This window comes from Agriterribacter sp. (assembly GCF_035497235.1).
In the GTDB taxonomy this organism is placed as follows: domain Bacteria; phylum Bacteroidota; class Bacteroidia; order Chitinophagales; family Chitinophagaceae; genus Agriterribacter.
The window spans coordinates 84860-102621 of record NZ_DATJEB010000043.1 but is presented as its reverse complement, the minus strand read 5'-3'; the positions used below and the strand labels follow the sequence as shown (position 1 = coordinate 102621).

Genomic DNA, 17762 nt, shown 5'->3' with positions numbered 1-17762 from the left:
CTTAAACTTTAAACCCTTCTACGTTATGGATACCAGGAGAGATTTTATTAAAAAAGCAGCATTATTATCCGGCGGCGCCGGTATGCTAAGCGGGTTACCGCCTTCCATTCAGAAAGCATTTGCTATAAACCCGGAAGCAGGGTCCACTTACTTAGACGCGGAACATGTTGTTTTTCTGATGCAGGAAAACCGTTCTTTTGATCACTGCTACGGAACCCTGCAGGGCGTTCGCGGCTTTAACGACCCCCGCGCTATTCCATTACCCAACAAAAATAAAGTCTGGCTGCAATCCAACGCGGCCGGTGAAACTTACGCGCCTTTTCGTTTAAATATCAAAGAAAGCAATATTACCTGGCTGGGCTCACTGCCTCATGGCTGGAGCGATATGACCGATGCCCGGAATGAAGGAAGGCACAACAAATGGCTGGATTCAAAAAAATCGGGACATAAAGCGGTTAAAGACATGCCATTGACTATGGGACATTTTAACCGCGAAGACATTCCCTTCTATTACGCCCTCGCCGATGCCTTTACCATCTGCGATCAGCATTTTTGTTCATCATTAACAGGTACAACGCCTAACAGAACTTATTTCTGGACGGGTACCATAAGAGAGAAACACGATGAAAATGTGAAGGCCAACGTATACAATTCAGACATTACCTATGGAAGAGAAGCCTCCTGGAAAACTTTTCCCGAATACCTGGAAGAAAATAATATTCCATGGAGAATATACCAGAACGAAATCAGCATTCAAACCGGGTTTGAAGGAGAGGAAGAAGACTGGCTGGCAAATTTTACCAATAACCCTATTGAGTGGTTCAGCCAGTATCATGTAAAGTTTTCGTTTGGGCATATGCGTTATCTTGAAAAAATGGAGAAGCTATTGCCCGGCATCATAAAGGAAACGGAAGAGAAGCTGAAAGGCCACGCTGACGGCAGTACAGAAAAAGCGGAGGTACAAAAAGAACTTACGAAGCAGCAGGAGCGCTTTGCCTCGGTAAAAAAAGACAGGGAGAAGTACAACCTGGAGGAATACAACAAGCTATCGCAATGGCATAAGCACCTGCATGAAAAAGCGTTCAGCGATAACAGAACCGATCCAGAATACCGCACGCTCACCAGTATTAGCTATACCGATGGCGGTACGGAACGCAAAATGAAAATACCTAAAAGCGATGTGCTGCACCAGTTCAGGCAGGACGTACAATCGGGCAATCTCCCACTGGTATCGTGGGTGGTAGCTCCCTGCAATTTTTCAGATCACCCTGGCGCACCCTGGTATGGCGCCTGGTATTTAAGTGAGGTGTTAGACATTCTTACCCAAAACCCGGAAGTATGGAAAAAAACCATCTTCATTCTTAACTACGATGAGAACGATGGCTATTTTGATCATGTGCCGCCATTTGCAGCACCCGATCCTTATAAAGAAAACAGCGGGCTGGTATCTAAAGGCATAGACCCTAAAACAGAATACCTTAATCAAAACCAGCAATGGATGAAAGATAAGGCCAAAAGCAAAAGCGACCGTGAAGGTCCTATAGGCCTCGGTTTTCGTGTACCCATGGTAGTGGCATCGCCCTGGAGCCGCGGCGGGTTCGTGAATTCGGAAGTATTTGATCTTACGTCTCCCATACAGTTCCTCGAACATTTTCTGACCAAAAAAACCGGTAAAAAAATAGAAACCGGCAATCTCACCCAATGGCGCCGTACGGTTTGCGGAGATATTACCTCCGTATTCAGACCATATAATGGAGAAGCCATAGCAGCGCCGAAACCGGTGGACAGGATCCCTTTCCTGGAAAGCATTCATAAAGCGCAGTTTAAAGCGCTGCCCTCCGGTTTTAAAAACCTCAGCGCTGCCGAAATAGAACAAATCAATAAAGACCCTCAAGCCTCACCCTGGATGCCGCAGCAGGAAAAAGGAACAAGACCCGCTTCACCCCTGCCCTACCAGTTGTATGCAGACGGGAAGCTCAGCGAAGACAACCGGTCTTTTAAAATAAAGTTTGAAGCAAGGAATGAAGTATTTGGCGCATCGGCTGCCGGCTCGCCATTTTATGTGTATATGCCGGGAAAAGATGTGGCGCCCCGCAACTATGCGGTAAAAGCAGGCGACCAGCTTATTGACGCATGGACATTGCCCGCTAATGAAAACTATCATTTGCAGACCTATGGTCCCAATGGTTTCTTCCGTGAGTTTAGGGGCAATGGCAATGACCCTGCATTAGATGTAGCGTTTGAATACCAGCGTGCGGCAGCCACCCGGAATACGCTCACGGGGAACGCGGAAATAAAACTCAGGAACACAGGTAAGCAAAAACTAACCGTAGAAATAACAGACAATGCCTATAAAGGCAAGGCACAAACGAAGATCATCAACCCGGGTGCACAGGCGGGCATCATCGTTGATCTGTCTAAAAGTTCCGGCTGGTACGACCTGAGTGTAAAAATAAAAGGCCAAAACAGTTTTGAAAAAAGATATGCAGGCAGGGTGGAAACAGGCAGGATAAGCATTACCGACCCGCTCATGGGAAGAATGGTGTGAGAAGAGTGAGTAGTAAGTAGTGAGTAATTACTGTGGCTTATATCTATTGTTTAGCCTATTCAAAATAGCACCTGTATGGACAATGAAGTCTTGTTTTCTGAAAGGCAACGTTTTAAGCAGTGGTGGCTTTGGCTAATCTTATTTGGCATTAACGGACTTTTTATTTTTGGGGTATGTAAGCAGGTAATTGGCGGACAGCAATTTGGCAACAAACCCATGAGTAACACCGGCCTTTTAATTGTAACCGGGTTAACTCTTTTGCTGACTTTATTGTTCCTCAGTTTCCGGCTTGAAACGAGCATTAAAACAGATGGAATTTATGTGCGGTTTTTCCCCATTCATTGGTCTTTCAAACATTACGCCTGGAACAACCTGAACAAATCATATGTCAGGTCATATTCGGCAATTACCGAATATGGTGGCTGGGGCTTACGAACAGGATTACCGGGAAAAGGCGCCGCGTTTAATGTTTCGGGTAATAAAGGGCTGCAATTAGAATTCGACAACAATAAAAAATTACTGATTGGAACGAACAAGCCAGTTGAGTTGGAAGAAGCACTAATTAAAATTGGACGACTTAAACAATAGAAAAAGAGTAACCCCTCTTAGTGTGAGGCCCCTGAGTGCCAGGGTATCATAGCTACTGCAATGGCTTTTATGCAGACTCCGGCTCGGCTAATGCTGAAAACGATTATTTAATAATTAATTAACAATATAAGATGGTGCTATTTTGCTTCTGATCCGTCTATTAATAAAGACAATTACATACAGTCAATTTTCTCATAAGCAGTTAGTTTTGGTTGCGGCCCCTGTTTTTACAGGGGCCAATTTTTTTATTCTTTCTCCGGGAACATGTTGCGAATGCCCTGCATAAAGCTTACCGGGCTATAGCCCAGTTCCTTTTCCGCTTTGTTAATAATAAAGCCTGTTTTTAAGGGGCGCCGCGCCGGTTGCGTAAATACAGCAGCATCTACCTTTTCCATCAGCGCCCTGTTCAGTCCAAAATATTCGGCAACCTGAACCGCCATTTCATAGGGAGTAAGTACTTCCTTACCGGAGATATGATATATGCCGCCTGCGTTTTTTTCTATGATCAATTGTATACCACGAACAAGGTCTTCTACATAGGTGGGCGTACGTACCTGGTCGCTCACCACTTTTATAGTATTCCCTTTTTCAAGATTTTCTTTCACCCAGGTTACAATATTGCTCCTTGTGCCTGCTAATATATTTCCATATACCAGCACAGTGCGCACAATAGCCCAGTTGATCCTGCTTTGCTGCACCATTTGTTCCGCCTCCCATTTGGTTTCTCCATAATAATTAACCGGGGCAGGTATACCTGTTTCCCGGTAAGGACCATCATCACCGCTAAACACAAAATCGGTGGAAATGTATACCAGCTTTGCATGTACAGCCACGGCAGCATCTATAAAATAGCGGGTCGCATGTACATTAGTGTCATAGCACGCTTCCTTATTAAGTTCGCAGGTATCGGGTTGTGCCATGGCCGCAGCATGAACAATTACATCCGGCCGAATGGCAGCTACCTGTGTTAATACGCTCTTTTTGTCTGTAATGTCAATATCGGTATACCGGTAAGGTTTATACGCTGCCGGCAACCTGCAAACTCCCCTCCCTGTAGCCGTTACTTCATGCCCAGCGGTAGTAAGCACTTTCACTGCATTTTGTCCTAAAAGTCCGTTGGCTCCGGTAATTAAAATCTTCATCCTAAGACGTATAAGCCCCGAATATACAAAATCATTAAACCTTCAATCTAAAATTGGGAAATGATTGTAATTATGTACTTTTGACGCTTCTATAAAATAGATATAGAAAAAAATATAATAACTGTACTTGCCCTTTGAATGATCGTAATCATTTCAGACAAGTTTTAAACGAATGGAAAAGAAAGTTTCGAAAATCGGGGTACTGACTTCAGGAGGAGACGCCCCGGGTATGAATGCAGCCATACGGGCCGTAGTGCGTACCGGCTTATATTACGGATTAGAGGTGTTTGGTATTATGCGCGGATTTGCGGGAATGATAGAGAATGATATTTTTAAAATGGAATCCCGCAGCGTAGCCAACATTATACAAAGAGGAGGCACCATTCTGAAAACCGCAAGGTGCAGGGAATTTATGGAACCTGCGGGCAGAAAAAAGGCATACGAAAATCTTAAGAAGCTGGGCATTAACGGCCTGGTGATCATAGGTGGCGATGGCTCTTTCAGAGGTGCACAAACATTTTCCAGCGAATTTGATATTCCCTGCATTGGTTTACCCGGCACTATTGATAAAGACATTGCCGGAACCGATTTTACCATAGGTTTTGATACCGCTGTAAATACTGCCGTAGAGGCTATAGATAAAATAAGGGATACCGCTGATGCCCACGACCGGTTATTTATTATAGAAGTGATGGGCAGAGACTCCGGCTATATTGCTTTGCATAGCGGTATTGCCACCGGTGCAGAAAACATCCTGATCCCCGAACGCATAACAGACATTAATGAAGTAATTGATTCCCTCCAGGAAAAAGAAAAAAGAAAAAAATTAGTGAACCTGCTGGTAGTGGCCGAAGGCACTGAGCTGGGAGGAGCCAATGAAATAGCCAAAGTGCTAAAAGAAAAAATGCCTAACGCCGATATAAAAGTTTGTATACTCGGGCATATCCAGCGCGGCGGCTCACCTTCCTGCCTCGACAGGCTGATTGCCAGCCGTATGGGTTATGCAGCAGTGGAGTGCCTGATAACCGGCAAAGATGTTAACACTATGATTGGCATAATAAATAACCAATTACATTATACCCCTTTAGAACAGGCTGTAAAAGCGGAACAAACAATAGATTACGACTGGCTTAAAATAGTGAAAATCCTGGCTTCGTAGCGGCAAGCGCTATGGGTTGAAGGTAAATGCGCTATACGTTATACTTTTGCGTGCCTGCGTTTTATCATACTGTACCCTGTACCTTATAACAAAAATAAAATCATTACCATAGTATGTCAAAAAATATTACTAAATACCTGCACGAAGAGATGGACAAACAAGCAGGTATTGAACACACGTTTCACCGTACTAAAATTGTTGCCACTGTTGGACCAGCCTGCGATACCTACGATAAGCTGCTGGAACTGGTAAAGGCCGGCGTAAATGTGTTTCGCCTGAATTTTTCGCATGGTGCGCATGCAGACAAGCTGGCTATTATTAAATATATCCGCAGGATCAATACGGAAGAACCATACAATATTTGTATACTTGGCGACCTGCAGGGGCCAAAGCTCAGGGTGGGCGAAATTGAAAATGGTTCCATGCCGGTAAATGTTGGCGATATACTTACTTTCACCAACGAAAAATGTGTTGGTACCAGGGAAAAAATTTACGTTTCCTATCCCAACCTTGCCAATGATGTGGAAGCAGGCAACAAAATTTTAATAGACGATGGTAAATTAGAAGTGCAGGTAACAGAGGTTACCGGAAAAGGAGACGTGAAAGTAGTAGTTACCATGCCGGGTATTTTATCTTCTAAAAAAGGCGTTAACCTGCCCGATACTAAAATTTCATTGCCGGCACTTACGGAAAAAGATCTTGCCGACCTGGATTTTATGATTGAGCATGCGGTAGACTGGATCGCGCTTTCTTTTGTAAGAAGAGTAGATGATCTTAAGATATTAAGAAAAGTGCTGCAGGAACGTAAAAGCAAATGCAAGGTGATGGCTAAAATTGAAATGCCTGAGGCCATTGTTAACCTGCGCGAGATCATTCTTGAATCAGATGGTATTATGATCGCCCGGGGCGACCTGGGTGTTGAAATGCCCGTTGAACAGGTGCCGCTTATTCAAAAAGATATTATTCGTAAATGCCTTCACCGCGGTAAACCGGTTATTGTGGCTACGCAAATGATGGAGAGCATGATGGATCGCATTAAACCCAACCGCAGTGAAGCTACCGATGTAGCCAATGCTGTGCTGGAAGGCGCAGATGCGGTAATGCTGAGCGGTGAAACGGCTATGGGCCAGCACCCGGTGCTGGTAGTGCAAACCATGCGTAAAATTATCCTGGAAGTAGAGAAAAAAGAATACCGCTATAACCGTGAAGAAGATCTGAAGCCGCAACCACATTCGCCGTCTTTTCACAGCGATGCCATTTGTTATAATGCCTGTAAAATAGCGAAAGATGTAAATGCAGACGCACTGCTGGCAATGACCCAGAGCGGGTACACGGCTTTTGTGGTAAGCAGCTACCGGCCCAAATCGCCATTATACATTTTCACAAAAGAAAAAACATTACTTAACCAGCTTAGCCTGAGCTGGGGGGTAAGACCATTCTTTTATGATGAAGAAGAAAATATAGACCAGATTATTTTTGACCAGATTGAAATATTAAAAGGAAGGGGATTTTTAAAATCCGGCGATACCATCGTAAATACCGGCAGCTTACCCGTTCATCTGCATTTACCTACCAACCTGCTTAAGATCACAAAAGTTGAGTAGTTAAGGGGGAGGGTTCAGGTATCAGGTTGTGGGTTTAGGTTTTAGTTACCGGTTGAATACTAACCACGCCACGGCGTCCACTTACAAGCACCCCGCTTATGCGCACCATTATATTGTTGCTGTTTTCTAACATCTTCATGACCATTGCATGGTATGGACATTTAAAGCACCAGGATGTTCCGCTGTGGAAAGCCATTGCTGTAAGCTGGGGGATCGCTTTTTTTGAGTATTGCCTGCAGGTGCCGGCTAATCGTTTAGGGTATGTTAGCGGCTTCAGCGCTTTCCAGTTAAAAATAATCCAGGAAGCCATAACACTGGTGGTATTCGTTGCTTTCGCTTTATTATACCTGCGCGAACCCATGCACTGGAAATACCTGCTAAGCTTTATATGCCTGATGGGCGCCGTGTATTTTGCATTTATGAAATCATAGTTTTTGCTGTCAGCCATCAGCTATGAGCCTGCAAATCACGACACCACTCACGGACTCACGATTCACTCCCCTCTCCTCTCACGTTTCACCTCTCACCACGCCCCTCTTCCCATCATTCACATTTTCACATCTCCAAATTTTCAAATTACCACATTCCCCTCTGCTCCCCCACCGCTCCTTTAAACCGTTTTACGTCCAACGCAGTATTCCCGTTTTCCAGCTTAACATCCTGCTGCGCACGGGGTGAAATACGTGAAAAGGCCCCGTCATTTATATAATGCAGCGCGCTTGCCAGGCAGCTTTCATTTATATCGCCCCAGGGCTTATCTAATCCGTCATCCACGGTAGCGTCCGGCTGCAGTCCATTGAAATAATTGCCTTCGCCATTTTTATTTATACTTCTAAAGGATACCGGAAAAATATACCAGTTGCCCACCCCAATATTAAAATAACCTACAGGTTTTCCGTGGCTCGGCCTGCCAATCAGCTTCACATCCATATAAGGCTTAAGACTATTAATAAGCAGCTCGCTTGCGGACGCTGTATTTTTAGTGATAATAAAAAAGATACGGTTAAGGTTAAGCGCTCCCTTTTTTTGATAGTTGATGGTAGTATCAAAAAGAGCGCTATACTTATCATTATATTTTTCCTGCAGCATAATACCGTTATTGCCTGCTGAAGGCACTAAATAATTAGCCAGCTCATTCTGCAGCTCCACGTATCCTCCTCCATTATAGCGCAGGTCTACTATCATATCGGTAATGCCGGCAGTTGAAAATTCATTGAAAATATTTCCCAGGCGGCCTTTAATGCCGGTAACATTACCCAAAAAAGAATTGAAAACAAAGTACCCGGTTTTATTGCCGCCATTGTTGTACACCGTGTCTAAAATAATGGGCTCATCCTGGTAAGTTGCGGCGGTAAGCGTAATATCAATAGCTGTGCCATCGGGCTTTTCAAAAGTGAAACTGGCGGAAGAACTATTAAACACGGCGGTGGAAATACGTGATACCGTTGCGTCATCGGTATTAACAGTGGTATTATTGTTAACCGACAATATACGCCAACTCCTTTCTATGCCTGCCGCTGCGGCAGGAGACGCCGGTTCTACATAAGAAACCCGCAGGTCATTTGCCGACTTAAAAAATATCCCCAGTCCAAAATCACCGCTGATACCTGAGCTCACATTATTCCATTCGGCTTTTTTTATTGCAAAGCTCCACCGGTCTACAGGATCTCTAAAACCGGGCTCTATACTATACGGGCGGAGCGCTTTCATAATAGCATCGGGATCGGCATAAGATCTCGCATTAAAATCAGAAGGAAGGCTTTTATACCACAGGTAGATATCCTTCGCGTAATTCCAGGCGCTATCTTTAACCCTGTTCTCCGTTGTATTGCCTGCATTGCCGGAATTATTACTTTCCTTTTTGCAACTGTAAAAAGATAGTATAAGGACTGAAAAGAATAATAAGATAATGTTTTTCAAATTCATATCACGGCTATTGAAGTTCGGAACAGGAGGTTTATGACAGTAAATTGCATATTGAAATTACGCATTAACAAGGCATACCGTTGCCCCCAATTTTAGCCTTAACATTTATTTTCCAAAAATTAACGTTGGCTAACATTAAAAATTAACGTTGCAGTTTACCCACCCTGCATCAAACTCCGCATTGTATTTTTTATAGAATTGTATAGCAGGTTCGTTCCAGTCTAATACCTGCCACATCATGCCGGTAAATTTTTTAGCCCGGGCTTCTGCTACCAGGCGATCCAGCAACAATTTCCCAATTCCCCTGCCTCTCCAGGCTTTGGTAACAATAATATCTTCTAAGTACATGCGTTGCCCCTTCCAGGTGGAATAACGTATATAGTACAATGCAAACGCAACAATTTCTTTTGCCCCGGTTTCGTCCAAAGGAACCTCTGCTACAAATGCCCACCACACAGGGTTTTCACCAAAACCGCTTTCAGCAAAATGTACAGGGTCAACCGTTACTTCCTGCGGCGCTTTTTCAAATTCCGCCAGTTCCCGCACCAGTTCCATTAGCCTCGTACAATCTTTCTTTACAGCAGGCCTTATGGTTATACTCATTCTTACTTGATTTGTTGGTTGATTGATTGCACGCTTCTCCCATTTTTTCCCGCTCTTTTTTCACCTCTCACTTCTGACCACTCACTACTCATTTCTCACCTCCCTATTTCCTTTTCGCCTTAAAAATACCATTAGGCTGAATAAAGCGCATACCTGTTACTTTATCATTCGCCACATCAAATTGCACGCTAAATCCATCAAGCGCTTTTAACTTAAAAGTATGATTGCCCAGTGCAATGGTTTCATACTCTGGCTGACCAGGAACAAATACAAATAAAACTTCTTCTTTCAGGTAAACCTTCGTTGTCATGCCACCCAGCTCATACTCACCCACATACTTTTGCAGCGCTTCTTTGCTTAACGCTTTGGGCCCGGGTTTATATACAAACGTTATGGGTTTCAGGGATGGCTCCAGGGTTATGCTCAGGCTTCCAATCTTACCATCATCGCCGGTTCTGAAATTTAAAACCGTTCCACCGGAAGAAGTATCCAATCCTTCCTCCTTATCAAAACCTTTTACTTCAAATACATCGTAATGATAGTGTCTCAACCACATGGAGTCTTTATTAGTTCTGGCGAAAAGCGTATCTTTTTTTACATATACTTCCATATCGCCATACCCGGGATTATTGAAAACACCTTCATAATCCGTAAGTGTATGAGAAGGCTTGGTACCTGCAATACGATTAGAGGTTTTATTCTTTTCCGCTTCCTTTGCCTGCAGGGCCGATTTTGCAACCATCAGCTTATATTCGTTGCTCCAGTTCCTGTATTGTAGTTTCAGCATCCGGTCTGCAACCAGGTTACGTACGACAGAAGGTATAGCAGAGGCATTTTGATTGGTAAGTACAATAATTCCAATACTGTCGGAAGGAAAGAAACTGGTGCTTGCCGAAAAGCCGTCAATATTACCTCCATGTTCCACGCGGTAATGACCGCGGTAAGAAGTAAGGAACCATGCCAATCCATAATTAGAAAAATAAATATCGGGATGCGCTTTATCGGGCAACGCCCCACCCATGGCCATTTGAGTGCTGATAGCTCCCTGTATATAAGAACCAGGCAGGATTTCCTTGCTATTAAATTGTCCGTTATTTATCCATGTTATTACCCAGTTGGCCATTTCCGTAACGCTGCTGTTAATGCTGCCTGCCGGGCCCATACCGTCAATATTAAAATAGCCGAGTTTTTTAATACTGCTGTCTTTTTTCAGGCTATAGCCCAGGGAAGCATCTTCATCTTTCTCCATATTTTTGATACTCAGGTTAGAGCGGTTCATACCGAGAGGCGTAAATATTTTTTCCTTTATATTTTCTTCCCACGATTTACCGCTTATTTTTTCGGCGATCATGCCCTGTGTAAGAAACATGAAGTTATTATACTGCCATACTTCTCTTATGCCTGCATTCGGTTCCTGGTATTGTATGCGCTGCAGCAAACTGTCGCGTGAAGCGGTTGGGAACAGGTACCATGAATAATCATGACGGGGCAGGCCTGTACGATGGGTCGTCATATCCCGCACGGTAATTTTTTCATCCATGTCAGTATTAAAAAAATGCAGCGCCGGCAAGTACCCGGTTGCTTTTTTATCAAGAGACAGCTTCCCGTCTTTTTCCAGCATACCCAGTAAAGAAGCGGTAAACGCTTTGGTACAGGAGCCAATAGCAAAAAGCGTATTAGGTGTAACCGGCTTTTTTGCGGCATAGTCGCGATAGCCAAATCCCTTGCTATAAATCACTTTGTTCTTTTCCACAATAGCCACGGCAAAACCCGCGGTTTTCCAGTCTTTCAGCAGCTTTTCGAGGGCCGTATCCAACCCGGTAAGCCGTTTATCGGGCTGTATTTTATTTTTTTGCGCAAAGGCAAATAAGGAAAAAAGCAGCAGTAAAGAAATCGGGAGCAGTTTTTTCATTGCAGTATGTTTTGTACCAGTAAATTACGATGCTTAAAATAAATACAAAAGCGCACTATTTCAACGCCTGGTCCAGGTCGCTCAGGATATCCGCTATATTTTCCATGCCTACGCTCATACGGATCAAGCCATCGGTTATGCCATACCGTTCCCTTTGCTCTTTTGGCACACTGTAATGCGTCATGGAAGCCGGATGCGACAACAGCGTGTCGCAGGTGCCGAGCGACACTGTTCGGGTACACAACTGTAATTTGTTCATGAAGTTTATGCCTGACTGTAAACCGCCTTTCAGTTCAAAGCTCATCATAGCGCCGGGATGCCGCATTTGTTTTTTAGCTACCGCATAGTCGGGATGCGATGCCAGCCCGTTATAGTTTACCGAAGCCACCGCTTTATGTGTATTCAGCAGCGTCGCTACCTTTTCTGCATTGCTGCAATGCCTTTCCATCCGCACTTCCAAGGTTTTCATACCGTTCACCAGCAAAAAAGCGTCAAAAGGACTGCTGCTGCCACCCAGCGCTTTATATACTTTATAGGCTTTGCCTTTCATAAAAGAAATATCCCTGCTCATAAATACGCCGCCAATGGCGGTGCCATGCCCGTTAAGGAATTTGGTAGTGGAATGAATTATAAAATCAACACCATACTTAAAGGGTTGCTGCAGGTAAGGTGTAGCAAATGTATTATCGCAGGCAATGATCTTTCCGTACTGTTTGCCCAGTTTAGTTAACGCTTCAATATCTACACACTGGATGGTAGGGTTGGCGGGTGTTTCAAGGTATATCATTTTTATAGCCGGATGCTGTTTTAGCATATCTTCCGCGATATTAAGGTTGCGCAGGTCGGCTATAACTGCGTCAACACCAAAAGCGGGCAGCAAGGTGTTCAGTTGTTCCTGGGTGCCGCCGTAAAGTGAATAATGCGACAATACTTTATCTCCCGCCTTTAATGTACTCATCATTAAAGTGCTGATGGCCGCCATGCCGGAGGACTGCAGGTAGGCTTTTAAAACTATGGGAGCGCCATGCTCGTCTGTAAGTCCAAAAGTTTCCATGGCGGCAATCTTTTCTTCCGCTTCATGAAAAGTAGGATTCCCCCAGCGTGTGTATATATAGCCCGGCTCTTTACCGCTGAAACGACGCATGCCCTGTTCTGCATCATCGTATACAAAAGTGGAAGTAGCATATACAGGCGTAAGATGCGCATAATTAGGATCCTGCTGGTGTCCTGCATGTATGGCCAATGAACTAAAACCTGTGTAAGGAAACGTTTTATCTGACATATGAATTAGAATTATAAATAATTGAAGCGCCGGCTGGCCGATTGTCAAAATTACGTGAAAAGAAGAAGGAAACCGTTGGGCAAAACAAAACCCACTGTGTATACCAGTGGGTTTGTACAACCCGGAAACCGGGTTTAAAAATTATTATCATTAAGCTACCTTCAATTGCAGAGCAATTATTCTACAATGAAATCGCCTTTCATAAATCCGTAATGGCCGGGGAAGCTACAGATAAAAGGATAGGTTCCTGCTTCGGGAGCCGTAAACTCAATCGTAACACTTTCGCCTGCACCAATAATTTTGGTATGTGCGATTACATTGGCGGCTTCTGATTCAGGAAAATAATCATTGGCTTTAGCAGCAACAGCTTTAGCGGCAAAGGCTGCTACATCTGTACCGGTTTTTAATATTACAACATTATGCCCCATCGCTTCTTTAGCTAATTTACCGGAATGATGCAGGGTAAGCGTAACTTTCTGGCCCGCTTTTGCCCTGAGTTCAGTTTTATCAAACTTCATTACATCGTTTCCCGTAATTTCAAGTGTTACGCCTTCAGCCGCGGCGGGTGTTGCAGCAGGTGTTTCGGCTTTTTGTTCTTCTGCAGCAGGTTGATCAGTTGCTTTTGAGGATTCGTCTCCACTGCCACATGCTGCCAGGCTAACAACACCGGCAATCAGTGCATACTTAATAATTTTCATGATTGTTAATTTTTGCACGAAGGTACACTGCAAATTCAAACTAAAAACAAAATATTACAGGAATAACAGATTTTTTATCTTAATCGTAAAGTAACAAATCACCTGTTTGCTGCAATAATAATACCGCATGGATATTTAGTGTATGTTAAAGGCTTTTTCAACTGCCTGAATATCTCTCAGATTTACATCTTTGCGCAATGCCAGCCTGGTTGCATCAATTAAAATAACCTTGGCCGAAACTGTTTGTCCGGGCGGGTTAATGGTATTACCCGATAAAGCGCTCATATCAATACTAACATACCCGTTTCCGTGAATGGCACCATACGCAATACCGTCAAATACCTGGGGCAGCGCTTCATAATAAGAAGTACCGGAAAAAGAAAGATAAACCAATACCGCCCCATCCTGGTAAATAACATTATCGAGTTCAGGAATATCCAGCTCCGCGGAATAAATTAAACCTCCATTGGTAGTGGTCCAATCGCCCGGCGCTATATTATACACGGCTGAAAAAGCCTGGTCAACCTTTTGCACCTGCGTTACTTCTGTAACTTCTTTTTTACAGGAAGAAAAAATAAAAAGCGGTAGCGCTGAAAGTAAAAATAATCTTTTCATAAACGAATTTTTAAGTGAACGAACGAATACGGACCTTTGTTACAATTGCAGCTAAGACAAATATTATTCCTCTTAGTTTAAATGATCCGTTAAATTGCCGGGAAAAAACTTAATTCTCCGCAAATACGGTAATACCCCTTTTTCGCTCCGTGTAAAAAAGGTAAATTACATGTTGTTATGGATACCCATCAATTTAACCCACTCAGGGTAACTTCCGAAATAGGCACTTTACGCAGCGTACTGGTGCATACGCCGGATAGCGGACTGGGGAAAGTGGTTCCTTCCAAAGCGCAGGACTGGCTTTTTGAAGACATTGTGCACCTGGATACCATCCGGCGCAAGGAATATGATTATTACACCAAATTACTCCTATACTTTCTTGATCCCGCAAAGATCAAAGGAAAATTAAAGCAGGCGGATGATCCCAAAAATAACAGGAATTTTTACAAGCCCGAGCATCCGGATTTTTTTCGTTCGGATAAAGTAGTGGAATTACAAAACCTGCTGTCGGATATCCTTAATGATGCCGGTATAAAAGAAAAACTAACGGCATCGGTATGCGCAGTTGAAAACTGTTCTTATCTCCTGCAAAAAGAACTGGCGCAACTGCCATCGTGTGCACTGGGCAAAGTATTTATTACCGGCAGCCTGCCCGATAAAACCATGATATTCCCCCCTATTCCCAATTTTATTTTTACGAGAGATATTGGTATCGTAATCAAAGATCATATACTGCTGAACAAGCCTGCTAAAAAGGCCCGCATACGGGAGGCCTTGCTGGCTAAATATATATTTTATAATCACCCGCTTTTTTCAGGCTACCGGCAAAACATTATTGAGCTGGCCGATACCCACCGTCATTTTCTGATGCCGCGCGATGGCGAAGATAAAAAGGTAACGCTTGAAGGTGGTGATGTAATGGTAGTAAGCCCTAACCACCTGCTGGTAGGCGTTAGCGAACGCACCAGCATGGAAGCCGCGCTACAGGTAATCCGCATTTTATTTAATAAACAATTAGTGAATAAAATAAGCGTAGTAAAAATTCCGCGGAAGAGAGATTTTATGCATATTGATACGGTGTTTACCCAGGTAAAAAGGAACGTATGGGTAATGCTGGGCAATTTTTCAAAAGCGGCCATTCGCCAGGAAGCTGCCGACCCTGTGCAAAGGATCCTTGACGCGCCTAAAAAAGATGACTTATTACGGATCATACAATTCCATAAAAACAATACCGGCAAACCGGTTTATATGGATAACCTTGAGGACCTGCTGACCGACATCAGCACGAATGACCTGAAATGCAGGGATAAAGTGCAGTTCATTTATTCGGGCAATAATGAATTTCCTTATGACAGCCGCGAGCAATGGACGGATTCCTGCAACCTGCTGGCGCTTAAAGAAGGCGTTGTGCTGGGATACGACCGCAACGATAGAACCACTGAAGCCTTTCGCCGGCAAGGCTTTGCCGTAACAGCCGCGAGAGAAATGGTGGATGCTTTTGAAAATGGCGCCATAACACCCGACAAAGTAAAAGACACGTTAATATTAATTCCTTCAGCAGAATTATCAAGGGCAAGAGGCGGATTTCACTGTATGAGCATGCCGCTGCTGAGAGATGAAATTGAAGGATGAGAGATGAGGTATCAGGTATCAGGTAATTAATTAAGTAACAACTAAATGCAAACTGCATCACAACTCTTAATGATAAGGCCGGTTAATTTTAGCTTTAACCCTGAAACTGCGGTGAATAATACTTTCCAGGTTGCAAATGAAGACAGGGAAGCGCAGGAAAAAGCATTGAAAGAATTTGAACACTTTGTACAATTACTCACCGCTAACGGTATTGATGTTACCGTTATCAATGATACACCCCTGCCTTATACGCCCGATTCCATATTTCCCAATAACTGGATATCTTTTCATGAAGGAGGGATCATCTGCCTTTATCCTATGTTTGCTCCAAACCGCAGGCAGGAACGAAAGCCGGAGCTGATAGCAACACTGCAAAAAAAATTTAATGCTGCTTCAATCGTTGATCTTACCCGGCACGAAAAGGATAATCAATTTTTAGAAGGTACAGGCAGCATGGTATTGGACCGGCGTTTTAAAATAGCATATGCCTGTCTTTCACCCAGAACAGCTATTGAAGTGCTGGATGAATTTTGCCGTTCCCTGAAATTTATGCCGGTGGCGTTTAATGCATTTGATGATAAGGGCAGGCCCATTTACCATACCAATGTAATGATGTGCGTGGCCAAACAATATGTTGTTATTTGTTTAGAAAGCATTACCGATGCTAAAGAAAGAAAGAACGTAATTTCAGCTATTAAAATGTCCGGTAAAAAGGCAATTCCCATTACCATGACGCAAATGAAACATTTTGCGGGTAATATGCTGCAGGTAACCAACAGGAAAGGAAAAACATTTTTAATCATGTCATCGCAGGCTTACCGGTCCTTATCTCCCGGACAAATAAAGGAGCTTGAAAAATACAATTCCATATTGCATGCCCCGTTAGATACCATTGAAGCTAACGGCGGGGGAAGCGCGAGATGTATGATAGCCGAAGTTTTTATGTAAAATGCCGTATCTAACCCATAAAATAATCCGTTCCATTCAACAACAAATACCATGCGTTACGGGAAAAACATATTGATAACTACCGTTTTGATGATACTGTTCCTTTTCTTTTATATCCGGCAGGTTAACCAGGAAAGGGTTTCAGGCATACAATTGTTATTTACCCAGCCGCAAACGGGCGATGTGTATAAGATAAGATATACCAATAGTGAAGGCAATAAAACTGTTCGTTATTTTAAAATAGCCCGCATCAAAGACGGCGCAGTTTTCTTCTACCGGGGCAAACTCAGCGCATGGAATGTGAGCGATGTATTTTTAGATGATTTTGACAGAGACAGGATAGAAAGCTTTTCAGGAAAAGAACTACGGCAAATAAAAGATGGCACATTCAGTAATAACGAAATGAGCAATGCCCTGCTGGTTGAAATTGAAAGGAAAAACAACAGGATACCTGATAACAGTATTTAACGACCTGGGACTTCCGGTGCTGCTCTACGAAAGTCTCTGACTTTGTACCTCATATGTTCTCCCGGAACTCCGTTCCGCAAAACGATAATAATGCTGTAGTTACAAGTATCAAAAACAAAAAATGGCGCAGTTTAACAGGTATATTCTGGGAACTAATGGTTATTTACAATATATTTTAAGTTGTGGTTTTATAACGCTTTCACCACTGGCTGCTCTGGTACGTGAGACACGTACCAGAGCAGTAGGCACTTACCAGGGCTGTAAGTATACCTGTAGTGTAAACTTTTTGTCAGGCAGCATATTATAAATAACACCTTCGTTACCGTTAAAGCCTGCGAGGTTATGACCGGCACCGCCAAAAAGCCAGAGATATTTAAAAGGCTGGCATTCCGCTTTTATTCCAAGTCCTCCGGGATCAGGATCAACGCCTGGTCCAACAAAAACAGACTGCTTCTTTTGCGCTATGCAAATTACAGATGTAATAAGGCATAGTACTAAGCTAACCCCTGCTGTTCGAAGTCTCCGACTTGGCTGTACAATGTCTCCGTCTCAAAAGGAACATGCGGTCTGACGCTCCTTTGTTGCGTACTGACCGCATTCCCGAATCGCGCCGGCATGACCAGGATCATCCTCAAAG

Annotated in this window: 15 protein-coding genes; 8 read left to right on the top strand and 7 right to left on the bottom strand. The window is 43.5% G+C overall.

Features of this window, described 5'->3' with window-relative positions; all coding sequences use genetic code 11:
• Window positions 1-25 precede the first annotated feature (25 nt).
• Window positions 26-2548, top strand: coding sequence for a phosphocholine-specific phospholipase C (locus tag VL121_RS15670; RefSeq protein ID WP_325407037.1), 2523 nt, complete (start codon window positions 26-28; stop codon window positions 2546-2548).
• Window positions 2549-2623: 75 nt separating this feature from the next.
• A complete protein-coding gene (locus VL121_RS15665) occupies window positions 2624-3136 on the top strand; it encodes a hypothetical protein (protein WP_325407035.1) in 513 nt (170 codons plus the stop codon).
• A 245-nt stretch (window positions 3137-3381) separates the two neighbouring features.
• Here VL121_RS15665 and VL121_RS15660 read toward each other — a convergent pair whose 3' ends face one another.
• Window positions 3382-4278 (bottom strand): SDR family oxidoreductase, encoded by an 897-nt coding sequence (locus VL121_RS15660; RefSeq protein WP_325407033.1) that lies wholly within the window; start codon window positions 4276-4278, stop codon window positions 3382-3384.
• 172 nt (window positions 4279-4450) lie between these two features.
• Here VL121_RS15660 and pfkA point away from each other — a divergent pair, with 172 nt between their 5' ends.
• The 3 genes from pfkA (at window position 4451) to VL121_RS15645 (ending at window position 7472) form a co-directional block, all read left to right on the top strand.
• On the top strand, window positions 4451-5437 hold the full coding sequence (gene pfkA / locus VL121_RS15655; protein WP_325407031.1) for a 6-phosphofructokinase: 987 nt from the start codon (window positions 4451-4453) through the stop codon (window positions 5435-5437).
• Window positions 5438-5550: 113 nt separating this feature from the next.
• On the top strand, window positions 5551-7041 hold the full coding sequence (gene pyk / locus VL121_RS15650; protein ID WP_325407029.1) for a pyruvate kinase: 1491 nt from the start codon (window positions 5551-5553) through the stop codon (window positions 7039-7041).
• A 98-nt stretch (window positions 7042-7139) separates the two neighbouring features.
• A complete protein-coding gene (locus VL121_RS15645; protein ID WP_325407027.1) occupies window positions 7140-7472 on the top strand; it encodes a DMT family protein in 333 nt (110 codons plus the stop codon).
• A gap of 145 nt (window positions 7473-7617) precedes the next feature.
• Here the strand turns inward: VL121_RS15645 and VL121_RS15640 are convergent, their stop codons facing one another.
• The 6 genes from VL121_RS15640 to VL121_RS15615 all read right to left on the bottom strand — a co-directional run bounded on the left by VL121_RS15640 (window position 7618) and on the right by VL121_RS15615 (window position 14077).
• Entirely contained in the window at window positions 7618-8967 is a 1350-nt protein-coding gene (locus tag VL121_RS15640; RefSeq protein WP_325407025.1) for a S41 family peptidase, read from the bottom strand.
• A gap of 135 nt (window positions 8968-9102) precedes the next feature.
• On the bottom strand, window positions 9103-9570 hold the full coding sequence (locus VL121_RS15635; protein ID WP_325407023.1) for a GNAT family N-acetyltransferase: 468 nt from the start codon (window positions 9568-9570) through the stop codon (window positions 9103-9105).
• 103 nt (window positions 9571-9673) lie between these two features.
• Window positions 9674-11482 carry a serine hydrolase gene (locus VL121_RS15630; protein ID WP_325407021.1) on the bottom strand — a complete coding sequence of 603 codons (1809 nt, stop codon included), beginning with the start codon at window positions 11480-11482 and terminating at the stop codon, window positions 9674-9676.
• A gap of 55 nt (window positions 11483-11537) precedes the next feature.
• Window positions 11538-12764: a trans-sulfuration enzyme family protein gene (locus VL121_RS15625; RefSeq protein ID WP_325407019.1), complete on the bottom strand. Its 1227-nt coding sequence runs from the start codon at window positions 12762-12764 to the stop codon at window positions 11538-11540.
• A 176-nt stretch (window positions 12765-12940) separates the two neighbouring features.
• The gene (azu, locus tag VL121_RS15620; protein ID WP_325407017.1) at window positions 12941-13462 is read right to left on the bottom strand and encodes an azurin; all 522 of its coding nucleotides are present in this window, start codon (window positions 13460-13462) and stop codon (window positions 12941-12943) included.
• 135 nt (window positions 13463-13597) lie between these two features.
• Window positions 13598-14077, bottom strand: a complete 480-nt coding sequence (locus VL121_RS15615) for a hypothetical protein (RefSeq protein WP_325407015.1) — start codon at window positions 14075-14077, stop codon at window positions 13598-13600.
• A gap of 177 nt (window positions 14078-14254) precedes the next feature.
• On the opposite strand from VL121_RS15615, the gene VL121_RS15610 reads away from it, so the two are divergent.
• The 3 genes from VL121_RS15610 to VL121_RS15600 are packed head-to-tail and all read left to right on the top strand — an operon-like array spanning window position 14255 to window position 17125.
• On the top strand, window positions 14255-15709 hold the full coding sequence (locus VL121_RS15610; RefSeq protein WP_325407012.1) for an arginine deiminase family protein: 1455 nt from the start codon (window positions 14255-14257) through the stop codon (window positions 15707-15709).
• Window positions 15710-15754: 45 nt separating this feature from the next.
• Complete coding sequence (gene ctlX / locus VL121_RS15605) at window positions 15755-16657, top strand: citrulline utilization hydrolase CtlX (protein WP_325407009.1); 903 nt, start codon at window positions 15755-15757, stop codon at window positions 16655-16657.
• 51 nt (window positions 16658-16708) lie between these two features.
• Window positions 16709-17125, top strand: a complete 417-nt coding sequence (locus tag VL121_RS15600; RefSeq protein WP_325407007.1) for a hypothetical protein — start codon at window positions 16709-16711, stop codon at window positions 17123-17125.
• Window positions 17126-17762 lie beyond the last annotated feature (637 nt).